At 35.0% G+C, this 19,773-nt stretch carries 17 protein-coding genes; 13 read left to right on the forward strand and 4 right to left on the reverse strand.

All coding sequences use genetic code 11. From position 1 onward, the window contains the following. Positions 1-22: 22 nt before the first annotated feature. The gene (locus tag ACR1PN_RS01705; RefSeq protein WP_433978608.1) at positions 23-1,402 is read right to left on the reverse strand and encodes a porin; all 1,380 of its coding nucleotides are present in this window, start codon (positions 1,400-1,402) and stop codon (positions 23-25) included. Positions 1,403-1,656: 254 nt separating this feature from the next. Next, positions 1,657-2,073 carry an IS1/IS1595 family N-terminal zinc-binding domain-containing protein gene (locus ACR1PN_RS01710; RefSeq protein ID WP_433978609.1) on the reverse strand — a complete coding sequence of 139 codons (417 nt, stop codon included), beginning with the start codon at positions 2,071-2,073 and terminating at the stop codon, positions 1,657-1,659. A gap of 160 nt (positions 2,074-2,233) precedes the next feature. Between ACR1PN_RS01710 and ACR1PN_RS01715 the strand changes: the two genes are divergently transcribed. From ACR1PN_RS01715 to argH, 8 genes are all read left to right on the forward strand, one after another. Further along, positions 2,234-2,833: a GNAT family N-acetyltransferase gene (locus tag ACR1PN_RS01715; RefSeq protein WP_433978610.1), complete on the forward strand. Its 600-nt coding sequence runs from the start codon at positions 2,234-2,236 to the stop codon at positions 2,831-2,833. Then, positions 2,805-3,998: an argininosuccinate synthase gene (locus tag ACR1PN_RS01720; RefSeq protein ID WP_433978611.1), complete on the forward strand. Its 1,194-nt coding sequence runs from the start codon at positions 2,805-2,807 to the stop codon at positions 3,996-3,998. The genes ACR1PN_RS01715 and ACR1PN_RS01720 overlap by 29 nt, the downstream gene beginning before the upstream one ends. 157 nt (positions 3,999-4,155) lie before the next feature. Next, positions 4,156-5,142, forward strand: a complete 987-nt coding sequence (argC, locus tag ACR1PN_RS01725; protein ID WP_433978612.1) for an N-acetyl-gamma-glutamyl-phosphate reductase — start codon at positions 4,156-4,158, stop codon at positions 5,140-5,142. A gap of 270 nt (positions 5,143-5,412) precedes the next feature. Beyond that, the gene (locus ACR1PN_RS01730; protein WP_433978613.1) at positions 5,413-6,552 is read left to right on the forward strand and encodes an aspartate aminotransferase family protein; all 1,140 of its coding nucleotides are present in this window, start codon (positions 5,413-5,415) and stop codon (positions 6,550-6,552) included. Positions 6,553-6,745: 193 nt separating this feature from the next. Beyond that, on the forward strand, positions 6,746-7,705 hold the full coding sequence (locus ACR1PN_RS01735; protein WP_433978614.1) for an N-acetylornithine carbamoyltransferase: 960 nt from the start codon (positions 6,746-6,748) through the stop codon (positions 7,703-7,705). 7 nt (positions 7,706-7,712) lie between these two features. Further along, positions 7,713-8,507 carry an acetylglutamate kinase gene (gene argB / locus ACR1PN_RS01740; protein ID WP_433978615.1) on the forward strand — a complete coding sequence of 265 codons (795 nt, stop codon included), beginning with the start codon at positions 7,713-7,715 and terminating at the stop codon, positions 8,505-8,507. After that, positions 8,482-9,564 carry a M20 family metallo-hydrolase gene (locus tag ACR1PN_RS01745; RefSeq protein ID WP_433978616.1) on the forward strand — a complete coding sequence of 361 codons (1,083 nt, stop codon included), beginning with the start codon at positions 8,482-8,484 and terminating at the stop codon, positions 9,562-9,564. The genes argB and ACR1PN_RS01745 overlap by 26 nt, the downstream gene beginning before the upstream one ends. Positions 9,565-10,009: 445 nt before the next feature. Continuing rightward, a complete protein-coding gene (gene argH / locus ACR1PN_RS01750; protein ID WP_433978617.1) occupies positions 10,010-11,314 on the forward strand; it encodes an argininosuccinate lyase in 1,305 nt (434 codons plus the stop codon). A gap of 120 nt (positions 11,315-11,434) precedes the next feature. Here the strand turns inward: argH and ACR1PN_RS01755 are convergent, their stop codons facing one another. Next, complete coding sequence (locus ACR1PN_RS01755; RefSeq protein ID WP_039365735.1) at positions 11,435-11,896, reverse strand: Lrp/AsnC family transcriptional regulator; 462 nt, start codon at positions 11,894-11,896, stop codon at positions 11,435-11,437. A 243-nt stretch (positions 11,897-12,139) separates the two neighbouring features. On the opposite strand from ACR1PN_RS01755, the gene ACR1PN_RS01760 reads away from it, so the two are divergent. The 5 genes from ACR1PN_RS01760 to ACR1PN_RS01780 all read left to right on the forward strand — a co-directional run bounded on the left by ACR1PN_RS01760 (position 12,140) and on the right by ACR1PN_RS01780 (position 18,943). Further along, positions 12,140-13,030 carry an aspartate carbamoyltransferase catalytic subunit gene (locus ACR1PN_RS01760; protein WP_433978618.1) on the forward strand — a complete coding sequence of 297 codons (891 nt, stop codon included), beginning with the start codon at positions 12,140-12,142 and terminating at the stop codon, positions 13,028-13,030. A 243-nt stretch (positions 13,031-13,273) separates the two neighbouring features. Next, on the forward strand, positions 13,274-14,347 hold the full coding sequence (locus tag ACR1PN_RS01765) for a carbamoyl phosphate synthase small subunit (protein WP_433978619.1): 1,074 nt from the start codon (positions 13,274-13,276) through the stop codon (positions 14,345-14,347). A 40-nt stretch (positions 14,348-14,387) separates the two neighbouring features. Continuing rightward, entirely contained in the window at positions 14,388-14,741 is a 354-nt protein-coding gene (locus ACR1PN_RS01770; RefSeq protein WP_433978620.1) for a four helix bundle protein, read from the forward strand. A gap of 58 nt (positions 14,742-14,799) precedes the next feature. Beyond that, the gene (gene carB, locus ACR1PN_RS01775; protein ID WP_433978621.1) at positions 14,800-17,982 is read left to right on the forward strand and encodes a carbamoyl-phosphate synthase large subunit; all 3,183 of its coding nucleotides are present in this window, start codon (positions 14,800-14,802) and stop codon (positions 17,980-17,982) included. A 109-nt stretch (positions 17,983-18,091) separates the two neighbouring features. Next, a complete protein-coding gene (locus ACR1PN_RS01780; protein ID WP_433978622.1) occupies positions 18,092-18,943 on the forward strand; it encodes a hypothetical protein in 852 nt (283 codons plus the stop codon). A 559-nt stretch (positions 18,944-19,502) separates the two neighbouring features. On the opposite strand, the gene ACR1PN_RS01785 is transcribed toward ACR1PN_RS01780, so the two are convergent. Next, positions 19,503-19,724, reverse strand: a complete 222-nt coding sequence (locus ACR1PN_RS01785) for a hypothetical protein (protein WP_433978623.1) — start codon at positions 19,722-19,724, stop codon at positions 19,503-19,505. Positions 19,725-19,773: the final 49 nt, after the last annotated feature.

Here is a 19,773-nt window from a genome sequence, read left to right on the forward strand (position 1 = left end):
ATTATAATGGAATTAGTCTTTTTTATAAATAAATCTGAAGCTGTACAATAAATTCTCCTTTAGATTTCGGACTTTCTGTTGCACTCGTGTAAACGGGTCTTGTAGAATATTGTGTAGTAATTTTTGCGTGATGACCGTCCAAAAACCAGTTGGCTCCCACATCAAATTGTGAAGAAGGTTTGTCGAATGCTTCAAAATCTTTATAAGTATACGCCGCAAAAGGCTGGATTCTGATTTTCGGTTTCTCTGCCTGACTTGGTAATAATAATCCGGCTTGAGCATAAACCACATTTCCGGTCCCTATCATCGGTTGAAGATTTCCTGGCCCTGCTAAAGCTCTCTGTCCTACAAAATTCGGGTCATTTGCTGCAATGTTCATAGTTCCTAAATTTCTCACGTAATTCGGACCGAAATTGTAGTTGAAATAGCCTGCATATGCAGAAACTGCCATTTTATTTTTAGCTTCACCTAATGGAATATCTGCAAAAGCATCTACAGAAAGCAAAGTAATGTCGTGTTTTTCGATATTTGAATTAACTGAAGTTCTTGTTCCCTCTGCCTGATGATAAAAACCCGCTCCTACATTGAAAACTTTTTTAGTCCCCAAATAAGAACCCACCTTGAAAGGAAGAAGATTAGATTCTGTGTCTAAGAATTGATATTCAAAATAACCTGCTTTAGACCAGTTCGGGTTTCCGTTGTTGTCTACGGCTACTTCATTTCCGGGAACTAAAGTGTTTGCCGGAGTTAAATCGGTTGCGAATGGTTTGTTTAAACTCATTCGGTATTCAAATTTTCCGTATTTCCCTTTTGCGAAAACACCCATTTGCCTTGCAAACTGATCAGAATTATCAATTAAAGGCCAGCTGAAAATAGGAGAGTCTACCGTAAGGAAATTAAGCGTAGAAGCCATTGTCATACGGGAAAGCCCCATGTAATAATGAAGACCGCCTCCCAAAGTCAAACTGAATTTTCCTGCTTCACCCGGCATTAAAACTGCATATTCATTCCACGCATCATGAAAGAAAAGCTGAGGTTTTTTTCCGTTTCCATAGCCACCAGTGCCTGTAGAGCCTGTTGCGCCGCCATTAATAAAAGTTTGATTATTGATCCCAAAATGAGCGAGAATCATGTATCGTTTCGTAACCTGTGCATAGGCTAAAATACGTGCTCTTCGGTTTCCTAAGTTCCAGGTGTTGTCGGTGGGTTCGCCTCCGACCATACTTCCGGGGTTCATTTCTGTATTCCTGATCCAGAACTGATCCCATAAAATAAATCTGATATATTTATCTCCTTCAGGATTTAAATTTATTTTTAAACCATTTCCGTAATCGGGAGACCCTTGTGAATATACAGAACTGCTGATTAAAGCTAATCCAATAAAACTTAATACTTTCTTCATAAATTATTAATTTTTTGGCTGTTATTTTGTGAAAGCCAAATTGTAATTAATAATTTGTTTGAAGAAATTTAATATATATTAATGGTAATACTATAGTTATAAAGTATGAATGATGGATGATGAGTTGCTGAAATGTGTAAATTATTGAATGATTTTTGATATTTAATATTCTGGATTTAAGTTGTTTATTTATTTTGATTATGCATGGTAAAAACTCATAATTAATAACTTATAACTCACAATTCCTAAAAAGTCTATTTTTTAAACCGTTCCCATTTTATCAACATATATTTGTCGGCAAACTGGGTGATAATCAATCCGGAATTTTTAATATTTTCTTCCTTACTCATGTATTCAATCAGTTCATTTTGTTTTAAAACTTTATACACCGGATGGAATTCTGAATGGGGAGGTCGTGTAATATTGTATTTCTTAATCCATGAACTGATCGTAACATGAGAAACGCCTATAATTCTTTCTATTTCACGAAAACTCAAGCCTTCAAGGTAAAGTTGTAAAGCTTTGGTTACATAGTAATCATCAATCTGTTTTCCGAGTTTTTTTACGGTAAAATAATAGTTGCAGTCTTTGCAATGGAATCTTTGTTTTTCATTGATGATTCCACTTTTTACGACCTTGGTACTATTGCATTTAGGACATTGATTTTCCATGTCTATATCTTTTTAGCAAATATATAATAATTTAGCAAAATGTTAATTCATTATAAAGATAAAATTACCTGTGTATTAATTTAATTCAATAAAATTATCTTTTTTATTTGGTTTTAAAAGAAATTATATTTTAAATTTGCCGAAAAATTTAGATAAATAAATGGAAATAGAAATTTCCTCATCCATGCATCTGATGTATGTGAGTGAAATACAGCAGGAAATGTACGATTCTGCACAGCGTAGAGGGACGGGTATTGCCAAACGTTCCATAGAATATTTAAGTAAGAAGATTTCAGAAGGCAATGCTGTGGTGGCTACTGAAAATGAGGAGTGGGTAGGCTTCTGTTATATAGAAACCTGGTCGCACGGTCAGTTTGTGGCCAACTCCGGGTTGATTGTTTCACCGAAATTCAGGGAAAGGGGTGCTGCGACTTTAATTAAGAATAAAGTTTTCCAATTATCTAGAGATAAATATCCAAATGCGAAAGTTTTTGGGCTTACGACAGGTCTTGCCGTAATGAAGATCAACAGTGATTTAGGTTACAAACCGGTAATTTATTCTGAACTCACTCAGGATGAAGAGTTCTGGAACGGTTGTAAAAACTGTGTGAACTATGAAATTTTAATGAAAAAAGAACGTAAAAACTGCCTTTGTACGGCTATGCTTTTCGTTCCGGAAAATATAACAAAAAATGGAGCTGCCCATACGCAGCCGGAAATTAAATATAGCAATGAACAAGAAAGTCGTCTTAGCGTTTAGCGGAGGTTTAGATACCTCTTACTGTGCTAAATATCTTAGTGAAACACTAGGATATGATGTGTATGCAGTTACTGTAAATACCGGAGGTTTTTCTAAAGAAGAGGAAAAAGAACTGGGGAAAAAAGCCTTGAATCTTGGGGTAAAAGAATACAGGTGCGTAGATGCTCAGGAAGATTATTACAATTCTTGCGTGAAGTATTTGATTTTTGGAAATGTGCTGAAAAACAATACCTATCCATTATCTGTAAGTGCAGAACGTACGATTCAGGCGCAGGAAATTGCAAAATTTGCGATTGAAGTTGGAGCAGATGCAATTGCTCACGGAAGTACAGGTGCAGGAAACGATCAGGTTCGTTTTGATTTGATTTTCCAGGTAATGTGTCCGAATGTAGAAATCATTACGCCGATTCGTGATATGGCTTTGTCCCGTGAAGAGGAAATCGAGTTTTTGAAAAGTCACAGTTACGAAATGGAATTCCATAAAGCACAATATTCTGTGAATAAAGGACTTTGGGGAACTTCGGTTGGTGGAAAAGAAACATTGACATCAAGAAATTATCTACCCGAAGAAGCTTTTCCTTCTCAAATTAAAGAAACTCAGCCTTCAGAACTGGAAATTGAGTTTAAAAATGGAGAAGTCGTAGCAGTGAACGGCGAAAATTTTGAACATTTCGTTTATGCGATTCAAAAAATTGAAGAATTAGCTTCTGCTTATGGAATTGGTAGAGATATTCACGTTGGAGATACGATTGTTGGGATTAAAGGAAGAGTTGGTTTCGAAGCAGCTGCGGCATCCGTAATAATCAAAGCTCATCATTTATTGGAAAAACATACACTTTCAAAATATCAGCAGATGATGAAGTCTCAATTATCCGATTGGTACGGAAACTGGCTTCACGAAGCACTTTTTTTAGATCCTGTCATGAGAAATATCGAGTCTTTCTTGGTAGATTCTCAAAAAACGGTCAGCGGAAAAGTTTTTGTAACGCTTCATCCTTACCGATTTATTTTGAATGGAATTGAATCTCAACACGATCTAATGTCCGATAAATTCGGAAGCTACGGCGAAGCAAACAGAGCCTGGACAGGCGAAGATGTGAAAGGCTACACCAAAATTGTAAGCAATTCTTTAAATATATATCATCAGATTAATTCAGCATTATGAAGATGAACCCGAAGGGTTCAATATGAATAGCCGTAGGTGAAATCGAGGAACGAGATTCGGTGAAGCCAAACCTATGGATTAAAAAAGATCAACATAAACAAAGAACCCGAAGGGTTCAATAATAATAGTCATAGGTGAAACCTGTGGAAAAAATAAAATGATTGAGATTAATCAAAAAGAGATAAAAACAACAGGAATCATCGGAGCCAACGGTTATACGGGCAGCGAATTGGTTAGACTGCTGGCTTTTCATCCTCATGTGTCTTTGAGTTTTTTATATAGTCGATCGAATTCGGGAACAAAGATTTCAGATTTGTACCCGGATTTAGCGACAGTTTGTGAAATGGTCTTGACAGATAAATCTGAAGAGGTAGATATTTTATTTTTGTGTCTTCCTCACAAAGAAAGTCAGAATTGGCTGACCCAAAATCCAGTAAAAGATTCAACATTGGTCATTGATTTAGGAAATGATTTTCGTTTAGATGGAAATTTCGGAAACAGAAATTTTATCTACGGTTTGCCTGAAATCAACAAAAAACAACTTTCTGGAGCGAAAAGCATTGCGAATCCGGGATGTTTTGCAACGGCAATTCAATTGGCTTTGCTTCCTTTAGCTCAAAAAGGTTTGTTAAATGAAGTGTACACAACAGGAATTACAGGTTCAACAGGTGCTGGTCAGTCTTTGCAGGCAACAACACATTTCACTTGGAGGAACGATAATATTTCGGCTTATAAAACATTGACACATCAGCATGTGGGTGAGATTTTACAGCAGTTAGTTTCTTTTAATACGAATGAAATCAATCTAAATTTTGTTCCATGGAGAGGGGATTTTGCGAGAGGTATTTTTACAAGTTCCACAGTGAAAACAGATTTAGAACTTTCAGATATAGAGCGGTTGTTTAAGGATTTTTATGCAGATGAACCTTTTGTAAAAGTAAGCGAAAAAGCAATTGATCTAAAGCAGGTTGTCAACACGAATCGCTGTGTGATACAGATTGAAAAGAGTGGAAATGTTGCGGTTATTCACTCAGCGATTGACAATTTGTTAAAAGGAGCTTCCGGACAGGCTGTTCAAAATATGAATATTGCCATGGATTGGAAAGAAAATTTAGGATTGAACTTAAAACCGATTGCATTTTAAAAGTCAATTGTCAAATAGTCAATTGTAAATATTACAACTCTATTTAAAAACGGCTTAGGAAAATGGAGCGTTAAGAAAAATAGTTTTGTGAACGTAAAAAAAATTCTACTGTTCGAAGCGCGACACGAAAGTCTAACCGAAGAACAAATACTGATTTCGCGCAAGTTTTAGAATTTTTAGAGAACAAAAATATTTTTTAGCGGAAGTTTCCAAGTCTTGAACTTTTGTTTCTTTTGTTTCAAGACAAAAGAAAATAATAAAAAACAAAAAATGAATTTATTCAACGTATATCCACTATTCAACATAAATCCTGTAAAAGCTCAGGGATCATTTCTTTGGGATGATAAAGGAGAAAAATATCTTGATTTTTATGGAGGTCACGCAGTGATTTCTATCGGGCACAATCATCCGCATTATCAGAATAAATTAAAAAACCAGTTAGATAAAATATCTTTCTATTCAAACTCGGTTCAAAATGAATTACAAACTGAACTGGCTGAAAAATTAGGAAAACTTTCAGGCTTGGAAGATTATAATCTGTTTCTGTGTAATTCAGGAGCTGAAGCGAATGAAAATGCTTTGAAACTGGCTTCTTTTCATAACGGAAAAAACAAAGTGCTGTATTTTTCAGGTTCATTCCACGGAAGAACTTCGGCAGCAGTTTCGGTTACAGATAATCCAAAAATTGTAGCTCCGGTAAACTATGATGAAAGATTCATCAAATCAGAATGGAATAATATCGAGCAGCTTGAACAAATCTTTGAAGAACAAGGAAACGAAATTTCATCTGTAATAATAGAAGGAATCCAAGGAGTTGGAGGAATTATGATTCCAACCGTTGAATTTATAACTAAAATTAAAGAATTATGTGAAAAACATGATGCGGTTTTGATTTTGGATGAAGTTCAGTCAGGCTACGGAAGAAGCGGATATTTCTTTGCCCATCAGGAATTTGAAATTGAAGCGGATATCATTACCACAGCAAAAGGAATGGGGAACGGTTTCCCGATTGGCGGTGTTTTGATTCACCCGAAATTTCAGGCAAGCAATGGTTTGTTGGGAACAACTTTCGGAGGAAATCATTTAGCTTGTGTTGCAGCGATTGCTGTATTGGACGTCATGAAAGATGAAAATCTCATCGAAAATGCTCAGCAAATGGGCGTTTATATTGAAAATGAAATTAAAGATTTTCCACATATTAAAACCATCCGAAGGAAAGGCTTGATGATTGGAATTGAACTCGACAGGGATTGCTCAGAAATGAGGAACAGCCTGTTGTACAATCATCATATTTTCACAGGGAACTCTAATGATAAAGCTGTATTGAGGATTCTTCCGGCGCTTACCATTAAAAAAGAAGAAACTGATGTATTCATCAGTGCTTTGAAAAATGTTTTAGAAAATCTTTAAATTTTAATTAACCACAAAAGTCACAAAAGTTTTAAATACTATAAATAAAGAAAATATAAATCTGTGATAAGAGCAAAAAAGGACTGCCGGTAATCAAAGATTTTAGCTTATGTGAACTTATATTTTTAAAATATTAAACTTAAAATTGATAATAGTCTTTTGTGACTTTTGTGGTAAAACAAATCAATTCAAAATGAAAAAATTCACCTCTGTAAGCGATGTTGAAAACTTACAGGAAATTATAAAAAAAGCGTTACACATTAAAGAAAATCCTCTTTCGGAAACCGGGAAAGGAAAAGGAAAAACTATCGGACTTGTATTTTTAAATTCAAGTTTGAGAACCCGTTTAAGCAGCCAGATTGCGGCTCAAAATTTAGGTTTAAATGTATTAACGTTAAATGCTGCTCAGGAAGCATGGAATTTAGAATTTGCAGATGGTGCGGTAATGAACGGCGATACGGTTGAACATATTAAAGATGCGATTGAAGTATTAAATCAATATTGTGATATTATCGCGGTTCGTTGTTTTGCAGGAATGAAGAGTAAAGAAGATGATGTTAATGAAAGTATCTTAAGCCAGTTCGAGCAACATGCAAAAGTTCCGGTGATTTCACTGGAATCGGCTATACGTCACCCTTTGCAAAGTTTGGCAGACTGTATTACAATTACAGAAAACTGGAAAGAAAAACGTAAGCCGAAAGTGGTTTTAACTTGGGCGCCTCACATCAAACCGATTGCTCACGCAGTAGGAAATTCTTTCGCAGAATGGATGCAGGAAATGGATGTGGATTTTGTTATCGCCAATCCTGAAGGATATGATTTGGATAAAAAATTCACAAAAGATGTGCAAGTAATCCATAATCAGGATGAAGCGTTGAAAGATGCAGATTTTATCTATGTGAAAAACTGGTCGTCTTTTGATGATTATGCGGCAATGCCCGAGGTAAAAGAAAGCTGGATGCTGACGAATGAAAAATTAGAAAATACCAATCAGGCAAAAGTAATGCACTGCCTTCCTGTTCGTCGAAATGTAGAATTGAGTGACGAAGTAATGGATGGTGGAAATTCTATTATTTATCAGCAGGCAAAAAACCGAATTTTCTCGGCTCAGGCTGTTTTCTCTGAAATTTTAGAAGAAATTAATTCAAAATAATCAAATCATGCAAGAAAAGCTTTTCGTCATAAAAATAGGAGGTGCTTTGATTGATGATGAAGAATTATTAGAGCAATTTCTGGAGCAGTTTGCTGAAATTCCAGAAAAGAAGATCCTTGTTCATGGTGGTGGAAAATTAGCAACGACTTTAGCGGATAAATTGGGTATTGAGCAAAAGCTGATCAACGGACGAAGAATTACGGATAAAGATACCTTGGATATTGTAGCGATGGTGTATGCAGGAGGTATCAATAAAAATATTGTGGCTAAACTTCAACAGAAGAAATGTAAAGCCATAGGATTTTCCGGTGCAGATGCCAATTTAATTAAAGCTAAAAAACGGGAACATGCCGAAATAGATTTCGGGTTTGTGGGAGATATTACCGAAAAAAGTGTGAACAGGAAATTGATTTCAAAGTTGCTTAAATTGGAGTTGGTTCCTGTTTTTTCGGCGATTACTCACGATAAAAAAGGACATCTTTTCAATACCAATGCAGATACGATTGCTTCGGTAATTGCGCAGGCTTTATCAGTGAAATATGATGTAGAGTTATTGTATTGTTTTGATAAAAAAGGTGTTTTGGAAGATGTAAACAACCCAGAATCTGTTATTAAAAATATTTCTGAAGAAGAATTTTCAGCCTTAAAAAACGAAGGAAAACTTCACAAAGGAATTCTTCCCAAACTGGAAAATGCTCTTGGAGCAGTAAAAAATAATGTAAATAAAGTCTTCTTAATTAAAGAAACCGAACTAAAAAACCATATAGAAAACCATCATGCAGGAACTGAAATCTGTTTATAGTAAAGAAGAATTACTGAATAACGCAGTAGAATTGTTGAAAAAACTGATTGAAATTCCGTCATTCAGCAAAGATGAATTTAATACGTCGGTGGAAATTGAAAATTTTTTCAAAAAACATCAGATTCCTACCAAACGTTTTAAAAATAACATCTGGGCGGTGAACAAAAATTTTGATGTTTTCAAGCCGTCGATTTTGCTGAATACGCATCATGATACGGTAAAACCGAATAAAGCGTATACATTGGATCCGTTTTTACCCATAGAAAAAGACGGGAAATTATTCGGACTGGGAAGTAATGATGCGGGAGCTTCTTTGGTTTCGATGGCGCAGGTTTTTTTGCATTTTTTCGAAAAAGAAGATTTACAATATAATTTAGTGATTGCTTTGACGGCAGAGGAGGAAATTTCAGGGTTTGACGGTATTGAAGCTTTATTCCCACAGTTACCCAATATCGAGCTCGCCATTGTAGGAGAACCAACGCAGATGAATCTGGCGATCGCAGAAAAAGGATTGTTGGTGATAGACGGGGAAATGAAAGGTACTCCTTCTCACGCCGCTCATCCGAACAACGATAATTCAATTGTGAAATGTATGGAAGATCTGCAGCATATTCTGAGCTTCAAATTTCCAAAAGTTTCGGATTATTTGGGTGAGGTAAAAATAACGCTGTCGGGAATTCACGCCGGAGTTCAGCATAATGTGGTTCCGGAATCGTGTACTTTTACTTTAGATGTGAGAGTTACCGATGAATATTCCAACAAAGAAGTATTTGAAATCATCCAATCGCAGATGAAATCTACGTTGACGGCGAGATCTTTCAGATTGAATTCTTCAAAAATCGAAGTAGATCATCCGTTTGTACAGGCAGGCCTGGAAATCGGAAGGACAACTTACGGTTCGCCAACTTCATCCGATCAGGCCATTATTCCTTGTACTTCTGTAAAGATCGGTCCGGGCGACAGCAGGCGCTCTCACACTGCGGATGAATTTATTTTCATCGATGAAATTGCGGAGGGAATTGAAATTTATATTAAGATTTTAGAGAAAATTTTATAGGCTGGAAGTATGGAAGATGGGTGATGGAAGTCTAAAAGTTGTGTATTAATGACTTAGGAAAATGGAGCGTTAAGAAAAATAGTTTTATGAACGTTAAGAAAATCCCACTGTTTGAGTGCGAGACAAATATCGAATCGAAGAACCAATATTCAATTCGCACGAGTTTTGGGATTTTTAGAGAATGAAAATATTTTTTAGCGGAAGTTTCCAGTCTTGAATTTTTGTTTCTTTTGTTTCAAGACAAAAGAAAGTATAAAAGGAAAATATTCACTTTGTCATTCAGAACGAAACGAAGTGGAGTGAAGAATCTTTTAAAATATAAAGATAGATTCCTCCTTCGTCGGAATGACAAAATTGTGTTTAATAGTTAATGAAAAAGAAGATAAAGCAGTTGGTAGTAAACTTCCATCACCTGGCTTCAATCTTCCAACAAAAAAGAAATTTTATGAAAAAAATATGGCAAAAAGACGATAATGCCACCAATATATTAGTAAATAAATTCACAGTCGGGAAGGATCTTGACTTTGATGAGCGTTTGGCAAAATACGATGTCAAAGGTTCGATGGCGCACTGTACAATGTTAGCAGAAGTTGAGATTATTTCCAATGAAGAATCGAAGCAGATGCTGTCTGTTATGGCAGAGATTTTAGAAGATATCGAAAATGGAACTTTTGAGATCGATAAAAATGCGGAAGATATTCATTCGCAAGTGGAATCTATTTTAATTGAAAAATTAGGAGACACTGGAAAAAAAATCCATACAGCAAGATCCCGTAATGATCAGGTTTTGTTGGATATTAAATTGTATTTAGTTGATGAAATCCGGGAAATTACAGCTTTGACAGATGAATTCTTTCAAATATTAATTAAATTGGCAGAACAGCACAAAAATGTTTTGCTTCCGGGATATACCCATTTACAGATTGCGATGCCATCCTCATTTGGATTATGGTTTGGTGCGTATGCAGAAGCGTTGTTGGATGATGTTGAACTATTGTTTTCAGTAAAAAATATCATTAATAAAAATCCACTGGGTTCGGCAGCAGGTTATGGTTCATCTTTTCCGATCGATCGTGAGAGTACGACGTATAATTTAGGATTTCAGTTTATGAATTATAATTCTGTTTATGCTCAAATGACGCGTGGAAAATCAGAGAAAATGTTGTCAATGGCAATGGCGACTTTGGCAGGAACTTTAGGCAAATTTTCTTATGATGTTTGTCTTTATTTAAGTCAGAATTTTGATTTTATCAGTTTTCCTAAAGAATTTACCACGGGAAGCAGCATTATGCCGCACAAGAAAAATCCGGATATTTTTGAATTGGTTCGTGCGCGTTGCAACAGAATCCAATCGTTGCCGAATGAATTTATTTTATTGACCAATAATCTTCCTTCAGGCTATCACCGGGATATGCAATTGACAAAGGAAATTCTTTTCCCTGCCATTGATTCTTTAAAGGAATGTTTGGTGATTTTAAATTATACGCTACCCAATATTCAGGTGAAAGATGGGATTCTTGAAGATGAAAAATATAAATATCTTTTCAGCGTAGAGAAAATCAATGAAGAAGTGAAAAACGGAAGTTCATTCCGTGATGCTTATGTAAAAATAGGACAAGAGATTGAAACTAATGCGTTTGATTTTGAAATCGGCAATTTGAATCATACCCACCACGGAAGTATTGGAAATCTTTGTCTGGACAAAATAGAATATCAGTTTAATAAACTGAAGAATAAATTATTGGGTTGATTTATTTCGAACCATTAAGATCTTAATTAAGGGGTTAAGTTTAATTGAGAAAATTTAGCATTATTGCGAAAAACTTAATGCCCTAAACTTCTTAACTAAAGCTTAATGGTTCAATTCATTTTAATCCAGATCAATCTTAAACTTAGTAGATTTTTTTACTTCATGAAGCACGATAGAACTATGGTATTGCCCGATATTAGGAATATTTGAAATTACATTGACGGCGAATTCATTGTAAGAATTGATGTCCTTTGCAATGATCTTCAACATATAGTCGTATTCACCGGAAAGACTGATGATTTCCTGAACTTCATCATGTTTACCAATGTTTTTCTCGAATGTTTCTAAAACCTTCTGAGATTGTTCTTTTAAACGGACATTGCAATAGACCACGATATTCAAACCTAATTTTTCACGGTTTAAAAGACCGACATATTTCTCAATAATCCCGTTTTTCTCCAATTGCTTGATTCTTTCATAGGTTGGAGTAAAGGTAAGACCGATCTTTTCCGAAATTTCTTTCACGGATAAAGTGGAGTCTTCCTGAATAATACTGAGAATCATTCTGTCTTTTAAATCCATATCATAATGTTGAGTTGTAACAAAAATAATATTTAAAAATGAAAATAACGAGAGATTATCATTTTTTAATCTAAATCAAATTTTAGTTTTGTCAGTTTGTAAAATTGTTGTATCTTTGCACCTAATGAATAACACAGTATTTATATCATTAGAATTACCGGGCGTAGACGCCCTTTACGATATTTATTTATTTTAAGCGAAGATATTTTCTTCGCTTTTTTTTTGTGAAAATTTGAAAATATTATGTTTACAATTACAGAACTAAGCACCGAGAGAATCAACAGTATAGTAACAGAAGCACTGGCTTTTGCCAACGGAAAAACTGCCAAAATAGAAGGCGAAGTTTTTTGTTCAAACCTTTTCTTCGAAGACAGTACAAGAACAAAGACAAGTTTTGATATTGCCGAAAGAAAATTAGGATTACAGGTTGTTCCTTTTGATGCTTCTCACAGTTCGGTAAACAAAGGGGAAAGTCTTTATGACACGGTAAAAACCATCGAGAGTCTTGGAGTAAATCTTGTGGTAATAAGAGATAAGAAAGACAGATATTTTGATGAACTGAATAATATTAAAATTCCTGTAATTAACGGAGGAGACGGAACAGGAAACCACCCATCTCAATGTATGCTGGATCTACTAACGATTTATCAGGAATTTGAAAAATTTGAAGGTTTAAAAATAGGAATTGTAGGAGATGTAAAACACAGCCGGGTTGCCAATTCTAATGCAGAAGCATTGAGAAGATTAGGCGCAAAAGTTTATTTCTCAGGACCTGAACAATGGTTTGATGAAGGGGCTTTAATTAATGGAACTTATCTTTCAGTAGATGAATTAATTAATGAAGTTGATGTTTTAATGCTTTTAAGAATTCAACACGAAAGACACGATGCAAAAATGAGCTTCTCAGCTTCAGATTACCACAGAAAATATGGTTTGACGAAAGAAAGAGAAAAAGCAATGAAAAAAGAAGCAATCATCATGCATCCGGCTCCAATCAACAGAGGAGTGGAAATTGATACAGATTTGGTGGAATGCGAACGCTCAAGAGTTTTCAAACAAATGCAGAATGGCGTTTTCGCAAGAATGGCAATTTTAAAAGAAGCCTTAGAGAAAGAAGGATATACTTTTAAATAAAAAGAGCCAAGCTAAAAGAAATAAGTAAAAAGTTAGTGAGCCCCGAAGGGGCGAAATATCAATAGCCGCGGGTGAAACCCGTGTGAAACAAAAAGAGAGAAAGATTATCCAAGCCCCAGAGGGGCGACCTATTAATAGCCATGGGTGAAACTCATGTAACAAAGATAGAGATTAAAAGAGCTCCGTAGGAGCGATCTGTTAATGAAGATCAATAAAATAAATAATAAGAGATAAAAGTTTAAAATGAAGAAAAAATTAATACTGGAGTCCGGTGAAGTGTTTCATGGAGAAGGTTTCGGAGCAGAATTGGAAACGGCAGGAGAAGTGGTTTTCAATACCGGAATGACAGGGTATCAGGAACTGATTTCTGACCCGTCTTATTGCGGTCAGATTGTGTGTATGACCTATCCATTAATCGGAAACTATGGGATTAATAGAGATGATTATGAGAGTATCGAACCGGCTATCAAAGGTCTTATCGTAAAAGAACTTTGTGATTTGCCGTCGAATTTCCGTACTCAGATTACTTTAGATGAATTATTTAAAAAGAAAAACCTTTCAGGAATTTCAGGAATCGATACCAGAAGACTGACAAGAATTCTTCGTAACCAAGGAGTTGTGAAAGGAAAAATCGTAAACACTGATGCAGACGAAAGCGCAGTGGTTGCAGAATTAAAATCAACAAACTTCCCTACCAATCAGGTGGAGCAGGTTTCTACAAAAACGCCTTATGCGAATCCGGGAAGAGGTTTAAAAGTAGTATTGGTAGATTTTGGTTCTAAATTAGGAATTATCAGAGAATTATCTCAAAGAAACTGCGATATCACGGTAGTTTCTCAGGATGTAACGGCAGAAGAAATTTTACTGATGAATCCGGACGGAGTAATGTTGTCAAACGGTCCCGGTGATCCTGAAGATAACCAACAAGCTCTTGAAATGATTAACGGAATTCTAGGAAAAGTTCCGATTTTCGGAATCTGTTTAGGACACCAGTTGATCGGTTTGGCTTGTGGAGCAAAAACGTTCAAATTAAAATTCGGACACAGAGGAGGAAATCACCCGGTACTGGATTTAGAGAAAAACAAAGTGGCCATCACTTCTCAGAACCACGGTTATGCAGTGGATCAGGAAAGTTTAAAAGGAACAGATTTAATTGAAACGCACATCGCCTTGAACGACAGAACAAACGAAGGTCTGAAACACAAAATTCACCCTTGTTTCTCCGTTCAATATCACCCGGAAGCAAGTCCAGGCCCTGAAGATGCGAACTATTTATTTGATGAGTTTATCCAGTTAATGGAAGATTTTAAAAAATAATTTAGATTTCAGATATTAGACATCAGATAACAGACTTACCATGCATAATTTTGAGAAACTACTTTTCTGGCAAAAATCAATACAACTTGCAAAAGAAGTTTATGTTATTTGTGCAGATTTACCAAAAGATGAAAAATTTGGTTTGATTTCTCAAATTAAAAGATCAGTTATTTCAATTCCTTCTAATATTGCGGAAGGCGCTGGAAGAAACAATGACAGAGAGTTTTATCATTTTCTAGGAATTGCAAATGCTTCCTCTTTTGAACTGCAAACTCAATTAATTCTGACAAGAGAATTAAATTTATTAGATGTAGAAAAAGTCAACAGTTTAATATCAAATCTGAATGAAATTCAAAAAATGATTTATTCATTTAAATCTAATTTAAAAAAGTAAAACACCATGCTGGACAGTCTGAAATCTGACATCTGGCATCTCATATCTAAAATAAAAAATGGCAAAACGTACAGATATAAAAACAATTTTAGTAATCGGTTCAGGTCCAATCATCATCGGTCAGGCGGCAGAATTTGATTACGCAGGAACGCAGGCTTGTCTGTCTTTAAAGGAAGAAGGCTACAAGGTAATTTTGATCAACTCAAACCCTGCAACGATTATGACGGATGTTGAAATTGCAGATAAAGTATACATCGAGCCGATTTCACTTCAGTTTGTAAGTCATATCATCAGAAAAGAGCGTCCGGATGCGCTTTTACCTACTTTGGGAGGACAAACAGGTCTGAACATGGCGGTAGAATTAGAGAAATCAGGAATTCTTGAAGAATGTAAAGTAGAAGTTTTAGGAACAAAACTTTCAGCGATCAACAGAGCGGAAGACAGAGATTTGTTCCGTGAATTGATGAGAGAATTGAACGAACCGGTTCCTGAATCAGACATTGTAAATACGGTAGAAGGAGCTTTAAATTTTGCTAACGAAATCGGTTATCCTGTAATTGTTCGTCCTGCCTTCACAATGGGAGGAACAGGTGGTGGAATCGCTGCCACTGAAGCAGAATTGAAAGAAATTGCTGAATTAGGATTAAAGCACAGTCCAGTTACACAGTGTTTGATTGAAAGATCTATCGCAGGTTTCAAAGAAATCGAATATGAAGTAATGCGTGATGCAAACGACAACGCAATTGTGGTTTGTAATATGGAAAATATAGATCCGGTTGGAGTTCACACAGGAGATTCAATCGTTGTGGCGCCTTCTCAAACGCTTTCAGACAGAGAGTATCAGATGTTGAGAAACGCTTCACTTAAAATCATCAGAGCATTAGGAATCGAAGGGGGATGTAACGTACAGTTGGCATTAGACCCGCATTCATTCAACTATTATATCATCGAGGTAAACCCGAGAGTTTCCCGTTCATCAGCTTTAGCATCAAAAGCAACTGGATATCCGATTGCTAAAATTGCTGCAAAAATCGCAGTAGGATTAACGCTTGATGAAATCATGAATCCTGTTACAGGAAAGACTTACGCTTGTTTCGAACCAGCTTTGGATTATGTGGTAACTAAATTCCCAAGATTCCCGTTCGATAAATTCGAAACAGCCGATAGAAGATTATCAACGCAGATGAAAGCAACAGGTGAAGTAATGGCCATCGGAAGAAATTTCGAAGAATCTTTACAGAAAGCCATCCGTTCATTAGAAACAGGAATCAGACATATCGGTTTAAAAACGAAACAAGCTACAGCTTTAACGGCTGAAGAAATCGAAAGAAGAATCAGGGTTTGTGACGACGAAAGATTGTTCATCATCGGCGATGCTTTAAGAAGAGGGTACGATTGGGAACAAATTGTAGAATGGAGCAAAATCGATAAATTCTTCATCTGGAAAATCAAGAAATTAATTGATTTCGAAAAAGTTATCGCTGAAAATAAATTCAACAAAGACACTTTATTAGAAGCTAAAAAATTAGGTTTCGCAGATGTAAACATTGCAGTTCTTTGGAACGTAACGGAACGTGAAGTTTTCAATTTCAGAAAAGAAAACGGGGTAATGCCGGTTTACAAAATGGTAGACACTTGTGCAGCAGAATTCGAATCTGAAACACCATATTTCTACGGAACGTACGAAGAAGAAAACGAAAGTGTTGCTTCTGATAAAGAAAAAATCATCGTTCTAGGTTCTGGACCCATCAGAATTGGGCAAGGGGTTGAGTTTGATTATGCGACAGTTCACTCAGTTTGGGCAATCAAAGAAATGGGTTATGAAGCGATTATCATCAACAATAACCCAGAAACAGTTTCTACAGACTTCTCAATTTCAGATAAATTATACTTCGAACCTTTAACGGAAGAAGATGTAATGAACATCATCGAATTGGAAAAACCAAAAGGTGTAGTTGTACAGTTTGGTGGACAAACAGCGATCAACTTAGCTGATAAATTGGCAGGTCATGGAGTTCAGATTTTAGGAACTTCTCTGGAGGATCTTGATAGAGCTGAAAACAGAGATAAGTTTGAAAAAGCCCTTCAGGAAATGGGAATTCCTCAACCTTTAGGAAAAACTTCAACTTCAAAAGAAGAAGCTATAAAAATTGCTAACGAAATCGGTTATCCTGTTCTGGTTCGTCCAAGCTATGTTTTGGGAGGTAGAGCCATGGAAATTGTGTATTCAGAAAGCGAATTGGCTCATTACATGGAGTTTGCGGTAGATGCAAGTCCTGAACACCCAGTTTTGGTCGACAGATACATGGTTGGAAAAGAAATCGAAGTCGATGCTATCTGTGATGGTGAAACGGTAATCATTCCGGGAATTATGGAGCACATCGAAAGAGCGGGAGTTCACTCCGGAGACTCGATTGCGGTGTATCCTCCACAAAATATCTCACAAAGTGAGGTTGAGACTTTGGTAGATTATACGCAAAGATTAGCAAAAGGATTGAATGTAGTTGGTTTAATGAACATTCAGTACGTTCTTTTCGAAGGAAATGTATATGTGATCGAGGTAAATCCACGTTCATCAAGAACAGTCCCTTTCTTGTCTAAAATCACGGATGTTCCGATGGCAAACTTGGCTACAAAAGCAATTTTAGGTCAAAAACTGACAGATTTAGGCTACAAAAACGGATTGGTTCCAAATAAAGAAGGTGTTTTCGTAAAAGTTCCTGTGTTCTCTTTCTCTAAATTAACGAAAGTTGACATCTCTTTAGGCCCAGAAATGAAGTCTACGGGAGAGGTTATGGGTAAAGATACAACACTTGAAAAAGCTCTTTACAAAGGATTGGTTGCAGCAGGAAGAAAAGTTCCGATGCACGGTTCGATCTTGTTTACAGTAGCTGATAAGCACAAGCAGGAAGCGGCTGATTTGGCTGCGAGATTCCATGAAGTTGGTTTCAGAATCTGGGCTACGGAAGGTACGGCAAAATTCTTCGAAGAAAAAGGAATTCCTTGTAAAATAGGATACAAAATCGGAGAAGAAGATGTAAACCTAATCGATTTGATTCAAAAAGGAAAAGTTCAGTATGTTGTCAACACGACTACAAAAGGAAAACAAGCTGAAAGAGACGGTTTCCAGATCAGAAGAATGAGTGTGGAAAATGGTGTTCCTTGTTTAACATCAATGGATACAGTTGAAGCGATCTTGAAAGTAATCGAAAGTATGAGTTTCAAAATGGAAACGATGTAGTTTTCGGATTAAGATATTTTTAAACCTCGTAAGTTTTCTTGCGAGGTTTTTTTGTTTTACAGGTACAGAAGTTATATATTTTTTAATTTTACATCACAAATACATTTCAATGATTGAATTTTTACAAACTTTATCAACTAGAGAAATATCAATATTAGTCTGGTCAAATTTATTTTTCTCAATTTTTATATTTATTGCTAGGAGAGAATTTCTAAGTGTTTTAAAAGCTTTATTTAACTATAAAATTATTTTTTCACTTATTATTTTTTTATGTTATTGTTCATTTGCTGTATATCTTTTATATCAAATAAATTTCTGGGACTTGACATTTCTTAAAGATACATTGTTTTGGTTCTTCACAGCTGGAATGGTCGTTTTTTTCAATATAAATAAAGTGAATAGTACAAATTATTTTGTTGAAATATTAAAAGATAATTTAAAAGTTATTCTTTTTTTAGAATTTGTAATAAATTTTTACACATTTGGAATAATTACAGAATTAATATTAGTTCCAATCATCAGTTTGATAACTATATTATTTGAATATTCGAAAAATAGTATGCAAAAAAATCCAAAACATATTAAGGCAAATAAATTTTTACAATCTATCCTTTCAATATTCGGAATAGCAATTTTGATTTATATTTCCTATAAAACATTTAGTGATTATAGAAATTTATTAACCGAGACAAATTTAAAGTCATTCTACTTACCAATTATATTAACATTAATAAGTTTTCCGTTTTATTACTTTTTAGCAATCATAATAATTTATGAAGACTTTTTTATTCGAATAAATTTTATGTTTATTGATAAAAGGAAAGTAAAAGAAGTTAAAAAAAGCATTTTACTTATTGCAAATATTAATTTGAATAAACTCACTAAAATTAAGAATTCATTTGAAAAAAAATTCGTTTATGAACAATCGATTAAATCTTATATTAGATCCATATCAAAATAAATCAAAGAAACTATTATCCATTAAAACATATTAGATAATTTAAGGCTATTTTCAATATTTTACGACATAGGAAAATGGAGCGTTAAGAAAATTAAAAATTAATCCGTTAAAAAATTCCCACTGTTTGAAGCGCGAGACAAATTTTCAACCGAAGAACAAATCTTGAATTCGCGCAAGTTTTTGGAATTTTAGGATTAAATTTTAATTTTTAGCGGAAGTTTCCAAGTCTTGAATTTTTGGTTCCTTTGTTTCAAGACAAAAGAATTTGATTGAAATCTAAATAGAATATTTTGAGCTCATTTCATTTAGAAAAGCATCAATTTCTGTATGTTGCTCGTAATATTTTGAATGTTATGGAGACTGTTCAAGCGCTTGGATGCAATATTTGGAAAAGCTGGAAAAAAACCTGAATTAAAATGTAATTAAAATTCACTTCTTTTCCAAAATTCATCCATAAACTCCGGTCGAGATACACATGCTATTAGAATAATCTTATAGGACATTTAATTAAATTAACATTACTGTATTAATTATAGTGGTAATTTTAATCAGAATTTTATCATATGATTTCATAGTATGGTTCATTAAAATACTTACTCGCTTTTATGTAGACCGTTTTCCTGTCCTTATCAAAGATCCAGTTGAATCTGCGCATCACATCGGCAGCAAGATAATTGGTCTTCTGATTTTTAATTTCTCCTATGAAAAATCCGGCTGTAACGTTTCTTAAAACAATATCACCAAGCTTGAAAAATGGTAAAATTGCCTGTTTGGAAATCATGGTCTTTCCTGAAGAATTTTTGAGCTCTTTTTCTCCGATTATTTTTAGT

The sequence above is a fragment of the Chryseobacterium sp. RLHN22 genome (assembly GCF_051011795.1).
Lineage (GTDB): Bacteria > Bacteroidota > Bacteroidia > Flavobacteriales > Weeksellaceae > Chryseobacterium > Chryseobacterium zhengzhouense.